This window comes from Bacillus sp. GZB (genome assembly GCF_001975995.1).
Lineage (GTDB): Bacteria > Bacillota > Bacilli > Bacillales > Bacillaceae > Bacillus > Bacillus velezensis.
On record NZ_MTQG01000016.1, the window covers coordinates 642310 to 660749 of the forward strand.

General features: G+C 44.0%; 24 protein-coding genes. 13 read left to right on the forward strand and 11 right to left on the reverse strand.

Features of this window, described 5'->3' with window-relative positions:
- Nucleotides 1-18 precede the first annotated feature (18 nt).
- A complete protein-coding gene (locus tag BXO87_RS09060; protein WP_038460212.1) occupies nucleotides 19-1374 on the reverse strand; it encodes a YncE family protein in 1356 nt (451 codons plus the stop codon).
- A gap of 230 nt (nucleotides 1375-1604) precedes the next feature.
- On the opposite strand from BXO87_RS09060, the gene BXO87_RS09070 reads away from it, so the two are divergent.
- The 7 genes from BXO87_RS09070 (at nucleotide 1605) to BXO87_RS09100 (ending at nucleotide 4714) form a co-directional block, all read left to right on the forward strand.
- Nucleotides 1605-2750 carry a response regulator aspartate phosphatase gene (locus BXO87_RS09070; RefSeq protein ID WP_038460214.1) on the forward strand — a complete coding sequence of 382 codons (1146 nt, stop codon included), beginning with the start codon at nucleotides 1605-1607 and terminating at the stop codon, nucleotides 2748-2750.
- Nucleotides 2734-2853 (forward strand): PhrC/PhrF family phosphatase-inhibitory pheromone, encoded by a 120-nt coding sequence (locus BXO87_RS09075; RefSeq protein WP_015240778.1) that lies wholly within the window; start codon nucleotides 2734-2736, stop codon nucleotides 2851-2853. The genes BXO87_RS09070 and BXO87_RS09075 overlap by 17 nt, the downstream gene beginning before the upstream one ends.
- Nucleotides 2854-3050: 197 nt before the next feature.
- The gene (locus BXO87_RS09080; protein ID WP_003151064.1) at nucleotides 3051-3254 is read left to right on the forward strand and encodes a helix-turn-helix transcriptional regulator; all 204 of its coding nucleotides are present in this window, start codon (nucleotides 3051-3053) and stop codon (nucleotides 3252-3254) included.
- A gap of 13 nt (nucleotides 3255-3267) precedes the next feature.
- Complete coding sequence (locus BXO87_RS09085; RefSeq protein ID WP_007407641.1) at nucleotides 3268-3471, forward strand: hypothetical protein; 204 nt, start codon at nucleotides 3268-3270, stop codon at nucleotides 3469-3471.
- A 34-nt stretch (nucleotides 3472-3505) separates the two neighbouring features.
- Nucleotides 3506-3691: a DUF4177 domain-containing protein gene (locus BXO87_RS09090; RefSeq protein WP_007407642.1), complete on the forward strand. Its 186-nt coding sequence runs from the start codon at nucleotides 3506-3508 to the stop codon at nucleotides 3689-3691.
- Between the two features lie 185 nt (nucleotides 3692-3876).
- On the forward strand, nucleotides 3877-4158 hold the full coding sequence (locus tag BXO87_RS09095; protein WP_007407643.1) for a hypothetical protein: 282 nt from the start codon (nucleotides 3877-3879) through the stop codon (nucleotides 4156-4158).
- 43 nt (nucleotides 4159-4201) lie between these two features.
- On the forward strand, nucleotides 4202-4714 hold the full coding sequence (locus BXO87_RS09100; RefSeq protein WP_007614439.1) for a stage II sporulation protein M: 513 nt from the start codon (nucleotides 4202-4204) through the stop codon (nucleotides 4712-4714).
- A gap of 590 nt (nucleotides 4715-5304) precedes the next feature.
- Here the strand turns inward: BXO87_RS09100 and BXO87_RS09110 are convergent.
- The 3 genes from BXO87_RS09110 to speE all read right to left on the reverse strand — a co-directional run bounded on the left by BXO87_RS09110 (nucleotide 5305) and on the right by speE (nucleotide 7452).
- Nucleotides 5305-5523: a helix-turn-helix transcriptional regulator gene (locus BXO87_RS09110; RefSeq protein WP_003151056.1), complete on the reverse strand. Its 219-nt coding sequence runs from the start codon at nucleotides 5521-5523 to the stop codon at nucleotides 5305-5307.
- A gap of 167 nt (nucleotides 5524-5690) precedes the next feature.
- Nucleotides 5691-6563, reverse strand: a complete 873-nt coding sequence (gene speB / locus BXO87_RS09115; protein WP_007614448.1) for an agmatinase — start codon at nucleotides 6561-6563, stop codon at nucleotides 5691-5693.
- A gap of 58 nt (nucleotides 6564-6621) precedes the next feature.
- Nucleotides 6622-7452 (reverse strand): spermidine synthase, encoded by an 831-nt coding sequence (gene speE / locus BXO87_RS09120; protein ID WP_003151052.1) that lies wholly within the window; start codon nucleotides 7450-7452, stop codon nucleotides 6622-6624.
- A 199-nt stretch (nucleotides 7453-7651) separates the two neighbouring features.
- Between speE and BXO87_RS09125 the strand changes: the two genes are divergently transcribed.
- Entirely contained in the window at nucleotides 7652-9724 is a 2073-nt protein-coding gene (locus BXO87_RS09125) for a transglycosylase domain-containing protein (protein WP_038460216.1), read from the forward strand.
- Between the two features lie 24 nt (nucleotides 9725-9748).
- On the opposite strand, the gene BXO87_RS09130 is transcribed toward BXO87_RS09125, so the two are convergent.
- The 3 genes from BXO87_RS09130 to BXO87_RS09140 form a co-directional block, all read right to left on the reverse strand.
- Nucleotides 9749-10180, reverse strand: coding sequence for a hypothetical protein (locus BXO87_RS09130; protein WP_038460218.1), 432 nt, complete (start codon nucleotides 10178-10180; stop codon nucleotides 9749-9751).
- A 143-nt stretch (nucleotides 10181-10323) separates the two neighbouring features.
- A complete protein-coding gene (locus tag BXO87_RS09135; RefSeq protein WP_038460220.1) occupies nucleotides 10324-10842 on the reverse strand; it encodes a YwhD family protein in 519 nt (172 codons plus the stop codon).
- A gap of 12 nt (nucleotides 10843-10854) precedes the next feature.
- Nucleotides 10855-11514: a site-2 protease family protein gene (locus BXO87_RS09140; RefSeq protein WP_038460222.1), complete on the reverse strand. Its 660-nt coding sequence runs from the start codon at nucleotides 11512-11514 to the stop codon at nucleotides 10855-10857.
- A 105-nt stretch (nucleotides 11515-11619) separates the two neighbouring features.
- Between BXO87_RS09140 and BXO87_RS09145 the strand changes: the two genes are divergently transcribed.
- A complete protein-coding gene (locus tag BXO87_RS09145) occupies nucleotides 11620-11808 on the forward strand; it encodes a 2-hydroxymuconate tautomerase (protein WP_003151042.1) in 189 nt (62 codons plus the stop codon).
- A 37-nt stretch (nucleotides 11809-11845) separates the two neighbouring features.
- Here BXO87_RS09145 and BXO87_RS09150 read toward each other — a convergent pair whose 3' ends face one another.
- Nucleotides 11846-12265, reverse strand: a complete 420-nt coding sequence (locus tag BXO87_RS09150; RefSeq protein ID WP_007407650.1) for a MarR family winged helix-turn-helix transcriptional regulator — start codon at nucleotides 12263-12265, stop codon at nucleotides 11846-11848.
- A 385-nt stretch (nucleotides 12266-12650) separates the two neighbouring features.
- Between BXO87_RS09150 and BXO87_RS09160 the strand changes: the two genes are divergently transcribed.
- On the forward strand, nucleotides 12651-14030 hold the full coding sequence (locus BXO87_RS09160; RefSeq protein ID WP_038460224.1) for an amino acid permease: 1380 nt from the start codon (nucleotides 12651-12653) through the stop codon (nucleotides 14028-14030).
- A 64-nt stretch (nucleotides 14031-14094) separates the two neighbouring features.
- Here the strand turns inward: BXO87_RS09160 and BXO87_RS09165 are convergent, their stop codons facing one another.
- The 3 genes from BXO87_RS09165 to BXO87_RS09175 all read right to left on the reverse strand — a co-directional run bounded on the left by BXO87_RS09165 (nucleotide 14095) and on the right by BXO87_RS09175 (nucleotide 16321).
- Nucleotides 14095-14595 (reverse strand): YwgA family protein, encoded by a 501-nt coding sequence (locus BXO87_RS09165; RefSeq protein ID WP_007407653.1) that lies wholly within the window; start codon nucleotides 14593-14595, stop codon nucleotides 14095-14097.
- Nucleotides 14596-14635: 40 nt separating this feature from the next.
- Nucleotides 14636-15937: an HD domain-containing protein gene (locus BXO87_RS09170; protein ID WP_003151035.1), complete on the reverse strand. Its 1302-nt coding sequence runs from the start codon at nucleotides 15935-15937 to the stop codon at nucleotides 14636-14638.
- A 159-nt stretch (nucleotides 15938-16096) separates the two neighbouring features.
- Nucleotides 16097-16321 carry a YuzB family protein gene (locus tag BXO87_RS09175; RefSeq protein ID WP_003151034.1) on the reverse strand — a complete coding sequence of 75 codons (225 nt, stop codon included), beginning with the start codon at nucleotides 16319-16321 and terminating at the stop codon, nucleotides 16097-16099.
- A 202-nt stretch (nucleotides 16322-16523) separates the two neighbouring features.
- Here BXO87_RS09175 and BXO87_RS09180 point away from each other — a divergent pair, with 202 nt between their 5' ends.
- The 3 genes from BXO87_RS09180 (at nucleotide 16524) to BXO87_RS09190 (ending at nucleotide 18426) form a co-directional block, all read left to right on the forward strand.
- Nucleotides 16524-17297, forward strand: a complete 774-nt coding sequence (locus BXO87_RS09180; RefSeq protein ID WP_012118695.1) for an RsfA family transcriptional regulator — start codon at nucleotides 16524-16526, stop codon at nucleotides 17295-17297.
- Between the two features lie 259 nt (nucleotides 17298-17556).
- Entirely contained in the window at nucleotides 17557-17871 is a 315-nt protein-coding gene (locus BXO87_RS09185; protein WP_007614461.1) for a PadR family transcriptional regulator, read from the forward strand.
- Nucleotides 17872-18426, forward strand: a complete 555-nt coding sequence (locus tag BXO87_RS09190) for an HAAS signaling domain-containing protein (protein ID WP_032875875.1) — start codon at nucleotides 17872-17874, stop codon at nucleotides 18424-18426.
- The last annotated feature ends 14 nt before the right edge of the window (nucleotides 18427-18440 follow it).

Below are 18440 nucleotides of genomic sequence, written 5' to 3' on the forward strand. Positions count from 1 at the left end.
TGTACAGCATGCAGTTGGTTAAATCACAATATCTCCCGGTGAAACCCCAAGAGATATCACAGTTTCCACAGAATAATCATCCGTGTTGTAAACAGTGATGTTCTGCTCTAAAAAATGAGCAGCATACAGAAATTCGCCATTCGGAGTAAACGCAAAGTCTCTTGCCGATTGCGGAACATTTCCTATAACGCCTGCACCATTCGGACTGACAGCATATAAATTGCCAGTGAAGCTGTCATGTAAATACACCTCTGATCCACTCGTAAACATTACATATTGGCCATCAGGCTCCAGCTCTTGGGTAATGCTGATCGTAAACGTATTTAAGTCAATAACCGTCAAATAATTGAATAAGAATTCTTGTTCTAAGACATACGCATACCGCTCCGGCCAATTTGTTTCTATGGATGATACGATAAGCTCTCGTTCAATCGTTCCTGTGACTTCACCGGTGAATAGGTCCACTTTTTGCACTAAACCAAAATCAAGAACATAGGCGAATAACCCATTGGGATCAATTGCAAAATCAAATCCTTCCACAGGAATCGACCTATCCACAGTTAACGTATCAATTCCAATCACATAAATCGCAGTATCGCCGAGAACATAAGCAAACTCATGATTTGGGATACATTTTATCGATCCAGGCGGCTGATCCAGCAGTATGGATGCTGTCACTGTTAAAGTGTCATAATCGATGACAGAAATCACATTATTGTTGAAGTGCAAAACAAACACAGCGCTTTTATCCGGAGTTATTTCAATACCTGTCGGCCGGTACGGAAGAGCAATTTTTGTCACAACGGTGTGAGTGTTTGTATCTATCACAGAAACCGATTGATCGTTTGGATTCGCTGTAAACGCATAAACGGGTTCCGGTTCGGGCACAAGCACAATCGTGCCCGTCACCGATAAAGGACTGCCATAGAATGGCGGAACGACAATAAGGTTCTCGATCGTAATGTCACTGACATCCGGGCAATCATCAGGCTCATCGGAATAATAGACGACTTGGTCAATCTCTGCATTGCGGATGACAGAAACAGACCCGTTCCCTTGTCCATATTGATTTCGCACTGGTGAGACACTGACGAGAAGCGTAACAGTTCCCTGCAGGCGCACTGCGAATTGAACACCGATTTCATTAGGCTCTGGTCCCGTCTCAATGAAACAGCGTTCAATGACACAAGAAAGGCTTTCTGCATTCCACGTCACGTTTGCAACAGCTTCAGCCGGATCAACGACAAACCCCTCAGGCAATTCAATCGGCGCTTGAAACATCGCTTCACGGCTTGCTTCTTCCTCGCAAAAACATAAACATTCTTCTTGTGCGGCTCCTGCTTTTTCTTTAAAAGAAAGCTTGTTATTTCTCATATCTTCACTTCCTTTTCAGACATACACTGCTCACGCAGATACAACAGAATATGGGAAGGTGTATTTGTTTGCTTGTACAAATTGTGGGGATAATAGTGGATTTTTGAAATGATATCCGCAGACATGCGGTTTTAACGAAAGAAAACATTGCGGTATTTTTGCGCTATCCTTCCGAATGAAAATGATAAAATATGTCATATACATAACGTGGAAGGGAGGGATTGGGAATAGTGGCGAGTGTTTTATCATCTTCAGCGGTTGGAGAAAAAATCAACGAATGGTATATGTACATTCGAAGGTTCAGCATCCCGGACGCCGAGTACTTGCGGAGAGAAATCAAAGAAGAACTTGCAGGTCTGGAAGATGATCAGGATCTTCATCTATACTATTCTCTCATGGAATTCCGCCATAATCTGATGCTCGAATACCTCGAACCGCTGGAATCGCAGCGGATAGAAGAACAGCCGAGACTATCGGATCTGCTCGCGGATATTGATAAAAAGCAGGCCCGGCTGACCGGACGTCTTGATTATTATTTTAATTTTTTCCGGGGGATGTATGAGCTGGAATGCCGTGAATATCTTTCAGCGATTCAGTTTTTTAAGAAAGCTGAATATAAGTTTGATTTTGTCAAAGATTGTATCGAGAAAGCTGAATTTTATTTTAAGATGTCAGAGTCCTACTATTATATGAAACAGACATATTTTTCTATGGATTATGCCCGGCAGGCTTATGAAATTTATCATAAGCAGGAGGCATATAATATAAGGGTGCTTCAGTGCCATTCATTGTTCGCTACCAACTTTCTTGACTTAAAGCAATATGATGAAGCAATTCAGCATTTTAAAAAGGCTTATGCCATGGCAGAGGCAGAACAGCAGCCACAATTAATGGGCCGGACTCTATATAATATCGGACTTTGTTTTAACAGCCAAGAAAATTACAAACCAGCCATTGATTACATAAAACGGGCAATAGCTGTTTTTGAAGATGGGAACATCATCACTTCTCTCCCGCAAGCCTATTTCTTAATCACACAAATACATTATAAAATCGGAAATATGGCCATAGCCAGACAATATCATGACAAAGGGGTATCTTATGCAGAGGAGGCAGAAGATTCCCTATATATAGTCGAGTATGAATTTTTGGAATCTTTGTATGTCGGTGAGCCTGATGAAGAAGCAATCATAGAATGTTTTGACTTTCTCAGAGATAAATCGATGTATGCTGATCTTGAAGATTTTGCCTTAGATGTGGCAAAATATTATCATGAAAGAGAAAATTTCGAGAAGGCTTCCGCATATTTTTTAAAGGTGGAAGAAACAAGACAGCAGATTCAAGGAGGTGTGAAGTTGTATGAAATTGAAGTATAAATTAGCACTTACTTGCTTGGCAATAAGCACTGTTTTTGTTTCAGCCGACATCGCAAGTGCACCGAAACATCAATTTGAAGTTGCTCAGCGCGGAATGATTTAAATGATGATTACTTTTAGGCTTGCAGGTTAAACTGCAAGCCGTTTTTTATATAAACAACTAATTTGCAAAAACAAAAAGTATACCTTAAAATTCAAATGTGTAAAAAGTATTTGACACATATGCATATATTATTTAAAATAAATATATATAAATTTGAAAATTTAAAATAAAAACAAAAATATTTAAGGAGGGTTTTAGTGGATAACAATATAAAAAAACTTAGAACAGCAGCTGATATTTCACAAAATGATCTGGCTAAGCTCTGCAATGTGACCAGACAAACCATCAATGCAATTGAAAATAATAAATATGACCCAACTTTAAGTCTGGCTTTTTCGATAGCTCACGCATTAAATACGGGGATAGATAAAGTATTCAACTATAACGCCAAAAAAAATTAAGGGAGCGGTTCTTATGAAGAAAATGGATGAGATGCAAAAACACCAATCGGGTATAGCCGCCAGAATAGCATTTAGTTTTTATACTGTCGCTTTACTGATATGGTCATTAATAGATTATTTTAAAAACGGAAATACAGGATGGCAATTTCCAATACTTTTAATAGGCTGCGCGCTCTATTTATGGATTCAAGTTTATCATAATCGAAAAACAAGGTAACAATTCCAATACACTTCCGGAGGATTATACAGCAATGTACGAATATAAGTTCATAAAAGTAGAAGTAAACCGATGGAAAGGAAAGCCTAAAGAAGACTATAAAGAAATTATTGAAAAGTATTCGCAGCAAGGATGGAAGCTGGTTCAAATATTTGCTCCTCCTATTTCAGGTTATGGGGCAGCCGATTATTTTGATATTATTCTTGAAAAAAAAGTATAAATGTTTCAGTACAAAGAAAGCCGGATCATACATATGGTCCGGCTTTCTTTGTACTGAAATAAGTCAGCAGATACCTTAACGGATTTCACCTCTAAATATTTTTTTCGGAAATCCGCAATTCAAATAGCTTCCAATATATTTTATTATTTAACTTGCTGGGGATATTGAAAAAATTGGAGGAAAAAATGAGTCTACTTTTAAAAACACAAAATAGTAAAGCGATTTTTACATTAGTAGCATCAGGAATCATTGTTCTCGCTCTTTTCAGTATAAAACATAATCATTTAAGCATGGATGTCATCGATATTTTAAACAGAGCTGGAATAATAGCTCCTAGTTGGATTGTCAGTGCTATCACCGCAACGGGTTCAGTCCTGGCTATCATTACTGTTTTAGGATCTCTTGGTGCAGGCTTGCCATTAGCCGTTTTAGAACAATTGGCTGCAGCAAGTACAGCAGCAGCTTAACATAAAACATTAAATTCAATATCCCTGGCAGTCCCTTAAACGAATGGATGAAAATACTTTGTTTAAAAAGAACGTTTTAGTCAAATTGTACATACTCTGTCTGATCTTATTTTTAATTGCTTTATTTACAGCATATTTTTATACAGATCCCGCTTCAAATGTAAATAATCTAAATCGAAATATCCGTCCGGATTTTTTTCAGATTTTCTTTAATAATATTAAAGTAGCGAGTCTGCTTGTTTTTTTAGGCCCGTTGACGCTGTCACTTGGCACGATTGCAGTTTTAATTATTAATGGATTAATTTTAGGAAATGCCATAGGAAACATCAAAGACAATTTAAACCTTTTACTGCTTGTTATACCCCATGGAATAATTGAAGTCCCGGTATTGCTTCTTGCAGCTTCTGTAGGAATGAAATTAACTTTGGATTTATTACTCCTCAAAATAAATTTAAAATTCACTTTTAAATATATTGGTATTATATTTCTCGGTTTAATTATAGCAGCTATGTTAGAAACATTTATTACACCTATCTTTATAAAAGGAGTCTCTTAGGATTATGCAAATTGAATTATCTTCATTTAAGGACCGAAACATTAATTTTTTGTCCTCATTTTTGTTTTATATTATCGGGTTAGCTTTTTATTTAAGTTCCCTATTACCTTTTATGAAAAGTTTAATTCCCAAAAACATCCCTATACAAGTTGTTGAGCAAGTAAAACATTTAGATTATATCATTGCGATAGCCGCACTGTTACTTTTAATGTTCGGGGTGATTTTTGAAGGATTTGTATTATTTCTCATTATAAATTTTCTTGGCGCTCAAATTAAGATTAAAACCTTTTATTCCCTATTTATGTTTTCTAACATCCCGGTCGCAATTAAGTTTTTTCTTATATCATTCAAAAACATTTTCGCAGAACATCCAAACACTAGTTTATTTTTCACAAGTAATCATTTGATTTTTTCTATCTTTGATTTGTTCAATATTGCATACTTATTTCTTTTGTTTATTCTTCTGAAATGGAGAACAAATTTGAACTACCTGACAATCTCAGTTTTTATTTTTACGGCATTCCTGTATAGAATGTTTTTTTAGCATATATAAATAAACCCCCTCAATAGGGGTTTTTCTTTCATTTCGTTCACTGTATACAATTCCTTTTATATGCTTCCGAAACAATACCCACTCTAGTACTCACATTCCACTTTTTACAGAGACCGGCTATGATATATTCGACATTACGCTGCGAGTAGTTTAATGACTTAGCGATCTCTTTATTAGGTTTTTCAGCAATTATCAGTTTAATTACAGAAATTTCAATCTTTTTTAATTCCAATTCATTTTCTACTGCTGTTTTCATTCTAACTTCCTTTCTAAAGATGTATTTACTAAATAATACCCTATTATATAATTTTTATCAATAACATCAATTATTAATAGTAAAATAATATGTTGCTTTTACTAACTTCTAAGTAGTTTATATACAATATAAAAATCCCCCGCGTGTTTCAAGCGGGGGAAATTCTTTTATTTCACAAACCCAAGCAGCATTTCACGAATCATCTTGCTTGCCGTGTTTGCGGTTTGTTCTGAGTGGTCATAGACCGGCGCGACTTCTACGAGGTCAGCGCCTTTTACGTTGACTTCTGAGCGCGCGATTTCATGGATGGACGCGAGCAATTCTTTAGACGTGATGCCTCCTGCGTCAACCGTGCCCGTTCCCGGCGCATGAGCGGGGTCAAGCACGTCGATATCGATGGTGACATAAACAGGGCGTCCCGCAAGCTGCGGCAGCACTTTTTTCAGCGGCTCAAGCACTTCAAACTTAGAAATGTGCATGCCGTTTTCTTTCGCCCATTCAAATTCTTCCTTCATTCCGGAGCGGATGCCGAATGAAAATACGTTTTGAGGCCCGATGAGCTCGGCCGCTTTGCGGATCGGAGTAGAGTGGGAAAGCGGTTCGCCTTCATAATCCGTGCGCAGGTCGGTGTGCGCGTCAAAATGAATGATGGCAAGGTCCGGAAACTTCTTATACATGGCTTTTATGACAGGCCATGATACAAGGTGCTCCCCTCCCATGCCGAGCGGGAACTTTCCTTTTTCTAAAATGCTGTCCACGTATTCTTCAATCATATCAAGGCTTCTTTGCGGATTGCCGAACGGGAGCGGAATGTCGCCGGCGTCAAAGAAATTCAAATCAGCCAAGTCACGGTCGAGATACGGGCTGTATTCTTCAAGACCGATAGACACCTCGCGGATTCTCCCCGGGCCGAATCGTGAACCCGGACGGTAGCTGACCGTCCAATCCATCGGCATGCCGTAAAGGATGGCGTCAGCCTCTTTCCAGTCGGGGCGGCTTGCGATAAATACTTTTCCTGAATATGCTTCATCAAACCTCATGATAAAACCCTCGCTTTCCTGTAAAAAAGCGCAAGATTCGCTCCTGCGCCGTACGTTTTTATTTGATTAAATCGCTCACAAATTTCGGAAGAACAAATGCCGCTTTGTGAAGCTCTTTCGTGTAATATTTCGTGTCGATGTCAAAGAAACGGCTGTCCTCCACTTCAAGCGGATCGTACTTTTTAGAACCGATCGTAAATGTCCACAGGCCGCTCGGGTACGTCGGGATATTAGCCGTATACAGACGGGTGATCGGGAAGATTTCTTTCACGTCACGCTGTACGTTTGTAATCAGTTCCGGTGTAAACCACGGGTTGTCCGTCTGCGCGACGAAGATGCCGTCTTCTTTTAACGCCTTGGAAATTCCGGCATAGAAGCCTTTTGAGAACAGATTGACGGCCGGTCCGACCGGTTCTGTTGAATCAACCATAATGACGTCATACTCATTCTCTGATTTCGCGATGTGCATGAAACCGTCATCGACTCTCACGTCGACGCGCGGATCATCAAGCTTGCCCGCAATGGACGGAAGGAATTTTTTAGAGTATTCAATAACCTTGCCGTCAATGTCGACAAGCGTCGCTTTTTTTACGCTTGGATGCTTCAGAATCTCTCTGATGACACCGCCGTCTCCGCCGCCGACAACGAGGACGTTTTCCGGATTCGGGTGCGTAAATAACGGGACGTGCGCAACCATTTCATGATAGACGAATTCGTCTTTTTCAGAAGTCATGACCATTCCGTCTAAGAACAGCATGTTGCCGAATTCTTCTGTCTCCACCATTTCCAGATGCTGAAATTCCGTCTGTTCCGTATGTAATGTTTGTTTCACCTTTAATGTAATGCCGAAATTCTTCGTCTGCTTCTCCGTATACCAAAGCTCGCTCAATTGTCATCTCCCTTTCGAGGCTTATTTCATTTATTGTAAGCGTCTGTATCGCTTTTATTCCGGTTAAAATCTCATTTTCACCTAAGGAAAAAGTATAGAGGATGGAGGGGAAAAAGTAAAGAAGTGTCCGGTTTGATATGTTTAAAAAACCCCCTTTTTTCACATAATAATAGAATCATGAAAAAGGGGGTTCCCAAAAGTGGATAAAGTATCTGGAAAACAGCTCAGAATCACGTTCAAAATCATCCGCGCCTGCATCTTTCTGACACTGATCGGCGGAATGCTGGCCGGCGTCTGCTTCACATCCGTTCTTCTTGCAGCGAAATGGCAGGGGGCCCCCTCCGTCCGGGTCCCTCAGTCTACGATTCTTTATGCAAATGACAGCTCAAAGCTAGGTGAGACCGATTTCGGGGAAAAGCGCTACTGGGTCCGGTTAAAAGATATCAATCCGATAGCAGTGCAGGCCGCCATTGCGGTGGAGGATCAAAACTTTTACAATCACTACGGTTTTGATTACCGGCGGATGGCCGCCGCCGCGCTGGCTGACATAAAGGCAATGGCCAAGGTTCAGGGCGCAAGCACCATCACCCAGCAATACGCAAGAAATCTCTACCTTGAGCATGATAAGACATGGAAACGAAAATGGAACGAAGCATTTTACACGATCCGCCTTGAACAGAACTATTCTAAAAACGAGATTTTAGAAGGTTATGTAAATACGATATATTACGGCCACGGCGCATATGGAATTGAAGCCGCCTCGCGCCTGTATTTCGGCAAACACGCCAAAGATCTGAACGATGCGGAAGCCGTGCTTCTGGCGGGCATACCGAAAGGCCCGTCCGGCTATTCGCCATATGTCAGCGAAAAGAAGGCCAAACAGCGCCAGGAAACCATTCTCCGACTGATGGCCGGACAAAAAATGATCTCAAACGAAAAGGCGGAAAGGCTTAAGAAAATGCCGCTTGCCTATCAGCCGCTGAAAAACAGAACCGCAGCGAAAACGGCGCCTTATTTTTACGATGATGCGATGAAAGAACTCGAGAAAAAGCTCGGCATGACGCGCGAACAGCTCGCAACGAGCGGATTGCGTGTTTATACGACGCTTGATAAGCGCATGCAGCGGATTGCGGAAAACACTGTGGCACATACGATCCGTACCGGCTCTGACATTCAGGTCGGCTTTTCCGCGATTGATCCGGCAACAGGGCGCGTGCTTGCGCTTCTCGGCGGACGTGACTACGAAAAAAGCCCGTTTGACCGGGCGACACAGGCGAAACGGCAGCCGGCTTCCACGATCAAGCCGCTTTTGTACTACAAAGCGATTCAAAGCGGCTTTACACCGGTTACGCTGATGAAAAGCGAAGCCACAGAGTTCCAGATTGACGACAACGGAGAAACCTATTCTCCAAGCAATTACAACGGCTATTACGCCAATAAACCGATTACGCTGCTTCAGGCGCTTGCGTTGTCAGACAACATTTATGCCGTGAAGACCCATCTCTTTCTCGGCATGAATAAGCTCGTGTCGGCGGCAAAGGAATTCGGCATCAGCGAACATTTAAAGCCTCTTCCGTCTCTGGCGCTCGGAACTGAACCCGTGCGCCCGATTGAGATGGTTAATGCCTACGCGATGCTCGCAAACGGGGGAAAACAAATCACCCCTTCCTTTATCACAAAAGTGACGGATACTGCCGGCAACGTCTTGTATGAACAGCCGCGCGGACATCAGCAGACGCTTGATAAAAAAGCCGCTTTTGTGACGGCGAGCATGATGACGGGCATGTTTGATCAGGATTTAAACGGCTATACTTCCGTCACGGGACGCACCATTTCTGACCGGCTGACCCGAACCTATGGCGGTAAATCAGGCACGACGAGCGCAGACAGCTGGATGATCGGCTTTAACCCGGCTCTTGCCGCCGGTGTATGGACAGGCTATGACAAAAGCAGCACGATTGATTCAGTAGAAGAAAAAAGCTATGCGAAGACGATTTGGGCGGACTTTATGGAGAAGGCGCTCGAAGGAGAACCGGAAATAGCGCTTAAACCGCCGAAGGGCGTCACGGGCGTCTATATCGACCCCGCTTCCGGCCACACTTCGGGACCCGGCTGCGCCGCAAAGCATTATACGTATTTCATCGCAGGCACTGAACCCGCGGATGTGTGCTACGGACCGGAACCGTCTAAAAAAGAAAAGGAACACGCCCCCGCCCGCAAAGAAGCTCCGCGCAAAAAATGGTGGGATAAGTGGCTCGGTAAAAAAGACTGAGCCCGGTGCATTGCGCGCCGGGCTTTAATCCGCGTCTTCCTCAAGCACCCATGGGAGCAAGAGTGAAAAGTCGAGATGGATAATAGGGTCAGGAAAACCCTTCGGTATAAAAAATGTTGTACTCGGCAATGAAAACGAAAAGCGGATATCTCCCGCCCTCTCTATATGAAACTTCGGCCAGCCTTCCCTAAGCCTGCCAACAATCGGATAGCTGCCCGCATAATGATGCAGGCCGTTTTCCTTTCCATGCTCCCCCAAGTCGTGACAGACAGCCGGACGAATCCCAAACTGCGTAAACAGCCTTGTTTTCTCGGCGGGAAGGAGATTCACCGCCTCGGAAAAGTTCCGGCAGCTCCCGCAATCGCAAGGATCAGGCCATGAGTTTTCGTATTGTTTTCTCGTTTCCGCCGCATCTGCTTCAATGACCCAAGGCCCGATTTCAAAGACGATGAACATGATGAAACCTCCGCGTAAACATGAAAAACCCCGAGTCTTGGTTCGGCTCGGGACTTTCCATGTCCTGATTCTGTATCAACAGTTTACTCAGTACAATTGCAAAATAGTGCAAATATTTATAAAGTTCACAAAAAGTTCACAAATTATTTTTCTTCCGGAAACAGACCTGTTTTCAATTCATCGGATGAACGTTCCCAGAGCCCTTGGTCATGCTTCTGCAGAAATTCAGCAAGCACCTGCTTTGAGCTGGCGTCCATTTTGTCCACGATAATGCAGCGCTTCATTGATTTATCCATTAAATTCACATGCTCCGGCAATGACTTATAGCCTCTGCGGATACTTCTGTCCACGGTCATTTCACAAGCCGTCACACCCGCGTAATAAGGGCCTTCTTCTTTTCTGTCGATGGTGACCCACACGAGCCAGTACGGTTTTCCGTTCGGCACTTCATCTTTGTTCGGCAGGAATTTGATGCCTTTTTCAACGACACTGCGGGCATGCATTGCGCCGATGTCAACGAAGGCTTCCTTCTCTTCCACATCGACAAATACCGGAGAAATATTGTCAAGGCTCAGCGCCCCGGCGCCAAAACCGCCATGTCCGTCGGTCGGATCACTTTTAATAATATTAAATCCGATTGTTTTCTTCTTTTTTTCTTCCATGAAAATACCCTCCTACAAAAGCGGTTGAAATATAATGGCAAATACCTTGAGAATCCAGTCTCTCCCCTCGCTTAACAGCGGCCACACGACATAGGAGCCGACCGGTGTCACAAACAGCACGAGAAACACGATAATCCCGTAGCTCTCAAACTGAGTCATTTTGGCGCGCACCCGCGGCGGCACGAGATCCTCAATAATCCGGTAGCCGTCAAGCGGAGGAAGCGGCAGCAGGTTGAATAAACAAAGCGCGAGATTCAGCTGAATCCAAATAGAGAAAAAGCGGTCAAGCCCAATGCTGAATGCAGAAAGCAGCTCCATTCCGTAAGCATGCATCAACACTAGCAAAAAGAAACCGATAAAGGCAAGAATCAGGTTGCTTACAGGCCCGGCGACGGAAACCAGCACTCCCGCCAGCCGCGGTCTTTTAAAGGCGCGGCGGTTCACCGGCACCGGACGGGCCCAGCCGAAACCCGCGACCAAAATTAGAATCGTTCCGAAAACATCAAGATGTTTAATCGGATTGAGCGTTAATCTGCCCTGTCTCGCCGCGGTATCGTCTCCGAACCGATACGCAACATACGCGTGCGCCAGTTCATGCATCGTAAATGCCACGATCAGCGTAATCACGACATAGGGCATAAGCTCCAGCGGATAATATAAAAATCTGTCCAAATGTAAAAATCCCCTTTTTTAAAAAATGCAAGATTGTCCTTCATTCAGTATACTATAAGTGACCTCTCTTCCAAAGAGAGGAAACGATAAAGGAGGATCAGCACCATGCCGCTCGTAACCGTTAAAATGCTTGAAGGCCGCACAGATGAACAAAAACGGAATCTGGTTGAAAAAGTGACAGAAGCCGTAAAAGAAACGACAGGCGCAGCCGAAGAAAAGATCATTGTCATGATTGAAGAAATGAGAAAGGATCATTACGCCGTCGCCGGCAAACGGATCAGCGATACGGAGTAATCCTTGATAACGGCCGGCGCTGCTATGTCAGGCCGGCTTATTTCATTACTTTTTCAACGAGGCTGAAAAAGGTGTTCTTTTCTTCCTCTGTCAATGCTTCAAACAGCTCGTCAATGAGCATCTGCCGGTTTTCAATCATTTGCATGGCCGCCATTTTTCCCGATTCGGAAAGCGTCATCCATACCGTGCGCCGGTCTTCGTTATTTCTCGACCTTTCCACGAAACCCTCTTTTTCTAAATGATTCAGAGCGGTTGTCGTGGCCGAAGGCGATAATGTGACTTCCTGCAATATATCTTTAATCGTGCACGTGCCGTGCCGGTAAATAATCCTGAGAATAAATCCTCTGATATTGTTTATACTTTTCGGAATTGTCGCCTCATCAAGCTTTTTCGTGCTCTTTAAATATTTCGTGAGCGCGTAATCCAGTACATTTGCTTGCAATATATCATGCTCCATGCAGAAACTCCCCATTTCAAGATGCATCCATCATCATTTGATTGTTTTTTATTACATTTTACTGATACCTCGCGGGGAAAGTCAAAATTTCGGCCGGAAAGCCCGCAACTTTTATCCTGCCCTATATAGACTATTATCTCCTACTTTTTCACCTATCCCTTTTATGCAATGCTGGTTTTATAGACATGATTCAGGTAAAATCATTAAGGGTGACTGCGTTTGACGGAAAGGATAATCTGATCGGATGCGGCAGACAATATGACTGGAAAAGAAACGGAACAGACGGGGAAACAGAACACAGGATTGTCGATTACACAGAAGATGTGACACGGGTAAAAGCCAAAGAGCCCCTCTTGGCTTTTGCTTTTGGATGGAGGGATGCGTGTTGCGGAATATCCTACAAAAAAAAGACATCACCCAGCTGCTTGAACAAAGCAGAAACAGGCAGACTGCCAAAACGATGGGTGGATTTGATTTAACTTTACTGGGCATCGGCGCCGTCATCGGGACGGGCGTCATGGTTCTTACAGGCATTACGGCCGCGAAAAACGCCGGACCTTCCGTAATCTTTTCTTTTATCATTGCAGCCGTTGTCTGCAGCCTTGCAGCATTATGTTACGCCGAAATCGCTTCTGTTCTCCCGGTTTACGGAAGCGCCTATATTTACTCTTATACCACCATGGGAGAAATTGTCGGCCATTTAATGGGCTGGACGCTCTTATCCGTTTATATGGTGACGGCGTCGGCGGTGGCAAGCGGCTGGTCAAGTTATTTTAATAATCTGTTAGCCGAAATCGGCATGCCTTTGCCGGAAAGTCTGCTGCACGTGCCGAGCCAGGGGGGCATCGTCAACCTTCCTGCCATCATCATTACTCTATTAATTGCCGTCGTTCTGTCACGCGGCTCCAAAGAGAGCAAAACCTTTAATAATATAATGGTTCTCGTAAAAATCGGAATTGTTTTGCTGTTTATCATCACAGGAAGCTTTTTTGTAAAGCCGGGCAATTGGCATCCTTTTATGCCTTTTGGGATCAAAGGCGTCATTACGGGGGCTTCTGCCGTCTTTTTTGCGTTTCTCGGATTTGACGCGATTTCCGCTTCGGCTGAAGAAGTCAAAAAACCGCAGCGCAACCTGCCGATCGGTATTATCGGTTCACTGGTGATCTGTACATTTGTATACGTCATCGTCTGTCTCGTCATGACGGGTATGGTTCCGTATTCACAGCTTAATGTGCCGGAAGCCATGTCTTATGTGTTACAGACTGTAGGACAAAACGCGGTGGCGGGCGTTATCGCTGCCGGTGCGGTGATCGGACTGATGGCCGTCGTTCTCGCCCATACATATGCGGCGACCCGTATATCTTTTGCGATGGCAAGAGACGGAATGCTGCCGAAAGTCTTTACCATTGTCGGAAAGAAATCGGGAGCTCCGATCTTTAATACGTGGCTGATCGGACTGATCAGCGCCTGCATCGCGGGTTTTGTTGATCTGAAAGAGCTGTCGGATCTCTCAAACATCGGCGCGCTATTGACATTTGCCATGGTCAGTCTGTCCGTGCTGATTCTGCGCCGCACCCATAAGGATCTGCCGCGGGGATTTAAAGTGCCTTTTGTACCAGTACTGCCGATTTTGGCCATTATCTGCTGTTTGTTTTTAATGGTCAATCTGCCGCTGAAAACGTGGCTTTATTTTGCCGTCTGGCTGATCATCGGCGTCATCGTTTACTTTTTATATTCGTACAAGCACAGCAAATTGAGACAATAAACAAAACCAGGCCCGCTTTATCGCGGCCTGGTTTTTTCATCAAAAAAGACGAAAGCCATCGCCTTTAACAAATGTGTTTCAGCTCTTCTATGTAGTGAAGCGCCTCATCATATTCTTCATCCGTATATTTCTGTTTGCTTTTTATCGTAAACACTTTCTCTTTCTTTTCCTCAGCTTCAAGGCCGTCAAAATACAAAATCGTAGACACCAGCTCCAGAAACCGGGATGAGCGGCTGTTGACGCTGTCGATGTACTTCTTCATATCCGGCATCGTAAGCTCCGCATGATGTAAAAACTCGGCTCCCGTCTCCGTCAGCGAGTACCGGTATTGAAAGTAGCCGCCCTTTTTTTCCTTCACCTCATCCAGAAACCCAAGATTGCACAGCTCTTCAATTCGAAGCGTCAGTTCTTCGGAATACGGGCCGTAAAAATGAAAATCATATTTTTCGTAGAAAGGATACTGCATTTTCTTCGCGATATAAATGATTTTCTGCAGCTTTTTCCGCCCGATGATTTCTCCAGAATCCGAGAACACCTTCATCAGTTTTGCATGTTCTTTCAACAAATTCCCGACATCTCCTTTTCCTTCTTTAACCAAAATCCTTCTATGTCAGTCCCAGCAGCTGCCGGATTTTTAATTTTGCTTCAGGGTTTTCTGAATCGTCACAAATGAGGTCCATCGGATAGTAGAGCTTATGGTCCGTCCGGCGTTTGCCCGAAATGGATTCGACAATGGCGGACTGCCTGGACAGCTCTTTGATCTGGCCGTTCTGCGTTAACAGGTGAATCGGCAGACGCTCCTCCTCTTCACCCGGCCGGTAAAAATCATACGGCAGATCCGATGAAGAATCGACCACTAAATAGTAATTGGGATCAATTCCCGCCTCTTTAAACAGAGCGGTCAGTTCAAAATAAGCCGACATTTCCTCATTGGGGTTAAATTCGGCATATTGAAACAGCTGGCGGTTAATGAAGCGGCGGCACAAGTCGGACAGAATCGGGTCCTCTTCTTCCTCCCAAGCCTGGAAATAATATAAAATGATGGCTTCATCAAGCTTCAGATAATCCGCAAGCGTCAGCTTCCCTTCAAAAATGGAATAAAAATGAACGGGAGCATGAGTGAATATATACCCTTCTTCATGGAGCTGCTTCGCACGGTGGAGAATTTTCGTCAAAATGACTTCAGCGCTTCTCGTCACGGGATGAAAATACACCTGCCAGTACATTTGATAGCGGCTCATAATATAGTCTTCGACGGCGTGCATGCCGCTTTGCTTAATGACGATCTGGTCCTCACGCGGACGCATCACCCTTAAAATCCGTTCCATATCAAAATGTCCGTAGCTGACGCCCGTATAGTATGCGTCCCGCTGAAGGTAATCCATCCTGTCGGCGTCAATCTGGCTCGAAATCAGGCTGACCACCTGTTTGTTTTTGTATGTTTTGGCAATGACTTCGGCAACATCCTGCGGAAATCCCGGTCCCGCCTTTCTGAGAACCTGATTCACCTCGGTGTCGCCGAGAATGATTTCCCTCGTATAGTCTTCATGATCCAGATGAAAAACCTTTTCAAAGGAATGCGAAAACGGCCCATGTCCCAAATCGTGCAAAAGCGCGGCGCTGAGACAGAGTTCGCGTTCATTGTCATCCCATTCAGGACGCCCTTTAAAAACATCATCAACCATTCGTCTGACAATCTCATAGACGCCGAGAGAATGGTTAAAACGGCTGTGTTCCGCGCCGTGAAACGTCAAATACGTCGTACCGAGCTGTTTGATCCGGCGCAGCCGCTGAAATTCACGGGTGCCGATCAAATCCCAGATCAGCTTGTCCCGCACATGAACATAGCGGTGAACGGGATCTTTAAACACTTTTTCTTCTGATAATTTTCCGTTTGGATACGCCATCGTCATTCCCTCTTTTTTTTAGCCGTGATTCTATTATATCGGCTCTGTAATTTGAAAACATCCTTGAATTTGTCCGGCGTTTTGTTCCAGTTTTCCGTCATTGATTTTTTGAAGCAAAAAAGCCTGACCCATCGGGCGAGGCTGTCGTAAAATACACATTTACTTTTTGATCTTCTTTTTCACTTTCTCAATCAGCTCATCCTCAGTCGGCGCCGACAGCGGGCGGTTGTTTACGAAAGCAAACGATTTTTTGCGTCCGGGCCCGCAATATGACTGACATCCGACCTCCACTTTTGCATCCGGGTCAGCTTCTTTCAAACGCGGCAGCAAAGTCTTAATATTGGTGGCCTGGCAATCATCACACACTCGGAATTCATTAGCCATGATGTACGCTTCCCTTCATTCAATGTTCCTCTATGTTAAATCTTAATTTTAAAAACGAAAAAAATCACATCACATCTCATTGTACAAGGATTCATCTTATCCTGCAAGGCTCTGCGTATCTCTCATTCTTTCAGCCAATTTGTATAAATATTTTCCAATCTGGACATTCTAATACCATCAAAGATATTGGGGGTTGAGAACATTGACAAAACAAAGACAGGACGCCTGGTCGGAGGAAAACGACCTGCTGCTTGCGGAAACCGTGCTCCGGCACGTCCGGGAAGGAAGCACGCAGCTGAACGCCTTTGAAGAGGTAGGCGATAAATTAAACAGAACGTCGGCAGCGTGCGGATTCAGGTGGAATGCCGTCGTGCGCCATCAATACGAAAAAGCGCTTCAGCTTGCCAAAAAACAGCGGAAACAGCGGATGCGCGCGCTCGGAAACGGCCAGCCGGCCAAGAAGAAACTATTATATCAGCCGCCTGCGCCGGATGCGGACATCATGCAGGAAACCGCAGCCGAAGAGACGGTTCAAACGGAAGCGCCAAAAGAGGATCGGCAAGCCGTCATGTCCGGCGAACATATGCCTTATGTCGATGAAAGCTTCAAGGAAGAGTTAGCTAGTTTATCACATTTGCTGGCGCCTCAGCAGCCGAGCCAAAAGGCGGAGCTCACAATGGCAGACGTCATTCAATTTCTGCAGAGCTATGAAGGCAGCGGAAAGCAAACTTCCGCCCTGCAAATGGAAAATGACCGTTTAAAACGGGAAAACCAAGAACTTCAGTCTAAAACCGAGCAGCTGGAAGCGGCCGTCGAAAAGCTTGAAAAAGATCAAAAAACCATTCAGGAAGACTACGAAACCTTGGTAAAAATTATGAACAGAGCCAGAAAACTAGTTTTATTTGAAGACGACGAACATGCCTCTCCGTCCTTTAAAATGGACCGGAACGGCAATTTAGAAAAAATGGCCGAATAACGGAAAAACCCCTTTCCTTGTCATGGAAAAAGGGGTTTTTGCCATTTGTCAATGACGCGCATCCTGATCTATATTAATGTAAACATTGTTCAGGGGCCTTCTTCCCGCAAGGGCTACGCATCTCGGTCCCCGCCCGCACATAAGCATAAAGATTCAATTCCTCATCCCAAATGGTTCTTGGGAATTATTGATCGATTAGCTACTGTGCAATACACTGTATAGAGAATACAATTATTAGATATGATGGGAATGATAGTAAATGAGTAGCCAATTACGAAAAGGAGCGTTGGAACTTTGTGTGTTGTCCCTGCTTCTTTATGAAGATTTATATGGTTATGAATTAATCAAGATCATAAGTGAAACGTTCCCTGTATCGGAGGGCACCATCTACCCCATATTACGAAGACTCACAAAAAATAACTACCTAAAAACGTATACAGCAGCTTCCGATCAAGGCCCATCACGCAAATATTACAAAGTAACAGAAGAAGGCGCCTTTTATCATCAAACATTAAAATCGGAATGGCTTGATCTGTCCGAAAAAGTGAACAGCATCATTAAGGAGGGAAAATGAATGTGTAAAGACCAATATTTAAAACATCTCCGGCGGGAAATAAAAGATCTGCCGGAACGTGAGCAAAAAGAGATACTGGCCGATATCGGCGAAATATTCCAAATGGGCGGCGCTGAAGGAAAAAGCGATGAACAAATCGCCGGCAATTTAGGAAACCCCAAAACACTTGCGCGCGCCTTAAAAGCGGATATTTTCATCAGTGATGCCGAGGAGCAGAAAACATGGCGCTCGTTTTTCAAAGCATTCGGCCTGATGCTGGGGATGGGCATGTTCAACTTCATGTTTATGCTGACACCGTTTCTTTTTGCCTCTGTTGCGGTGTTAAGTTTGATGGCGATCGGCCTGATGCTGATGACCGGATCATTCTTTCTCCTTGTAAAAGTGCCGATTGTAACAGCCATTTTTAACGGATGTATGGTTCTTGGAGCGGGTATGGCGGTGTTTATGGCCGGATTTGATCTTTCGAAACTGATATTCCGCATCTTTTTGCGCTATTTCAAATGGAATGTCAGCGTTGTAAGGAGGGAAACCATTGAATCGAAAAATGTGGTATAGCATTGCTCTCATTT

Coding starts and splice junctions, on each gene's coding strand:
- BXO87_RS09130 (WP_038460218.1), bottom strand. CDS start 10,180: ATGTTCATCGTCTTTGAAATCGGGCCTTGGGTCATTGAAGCAGATGCG.
- BXO87_RS09150 (WP_007407650.1), bottom strand. CDS start 12,265: ATGGAGCATGATATATTGCAAGCAAATGTACTGGATTACGCGCTCACG.
- BXO87_RS09090 (WP_007407642.1), top strand. CDS start 3,506: ATGTACGAATATAAGTTCATAAAAGTAGAAGTAAACCGATGGAAAGGA.
- BXO87_RS09190 (WP_032875875.1), top strand. CDS start 17,872: ATGTGTAAAGACCAATATTTAAAACATCTCCGGCGGGAAATAAAAGAT.
- BXO87_RS09060 (WP_038460212.1), bottom strand. CDS start 1,374: ATGAGAAATAACAAGCTTTCTTTTAAAGAAAAAGCAGGAGCCGCACAA.
- BXO87_RS09075 (WP_015240778.1), top strand. CDS start 2,734: ATGAAATTGAAGTATAAATTAGCACTTACTTGCTTGGCAATAAGCACT.
- BXO87_RS09110 (WP_003151056.1), bottom strand. CDS start 5,523: ATGAAAACAGCAGTAGAAAATGAATTGGAATTAAAAAAGATTGAAATT.
- BXO87_RS09135 (WP_038460220.1), bottom strand. CDS start 10,842: ATGGAAGAAAAAAAGAAGAAAACAATCGGATTTAATATTATTAAAAGT.
- BXO87_RS09095 (WP_007407643.1), top strand. CDS start 3,877: ATGAGTCTACTTTTAAAAACACAAAATAGTAAAGCGATTTTTACATTA.
- BXO87_RS09100 (WP_007614439.1), top strand. CDS start 4,202: ATGGATGAAAATACTTTGTTTAAAAAGAACGTTTTAGTCAAATTGTAC.
- speB (WP_007614448.1), bottom strand. CDS start 6,563: ATGAGGTTTGATGAAGCATATTCAGGAAAAGTATTTATCGCAAGCCGC.
- BXO87_RS09170 (WP_003151035.1), bottom strand. CDS start 15,937: ATGGCGTATCCAAACGGAAAATTATCAGAAGAAAAAGTGTTTAAAGAT.
- BXO87_RS09085 (WP_007407641.1), top strand. CDS start 3,268: ATGAAGAAAATGGATGAGATGCAAAAACACCAATCGGGTATAGCCGCC.
- BXO87_RS09175 (WP_003151034.1), bottom strand. CDS start 16,321: ATGGCTAATGAATTCCGAGTGTGTGATGATTGCCAGGCCACCAATATT.
- BXO87_RS09145 (WP_003151042.1), top strand. CDS start 11,620: ATGCCGCTCGTAACCGTTAAAATGCTTGAAGGCCGCACAGATGAACAA.
- BXO87_RS09185 (WP_007614461.1), top strand. CDS start 17,557: ATGAGTAGCCAATTACGAAAAGGAGCGTTGGAACTTTGTGTGTTGTCC.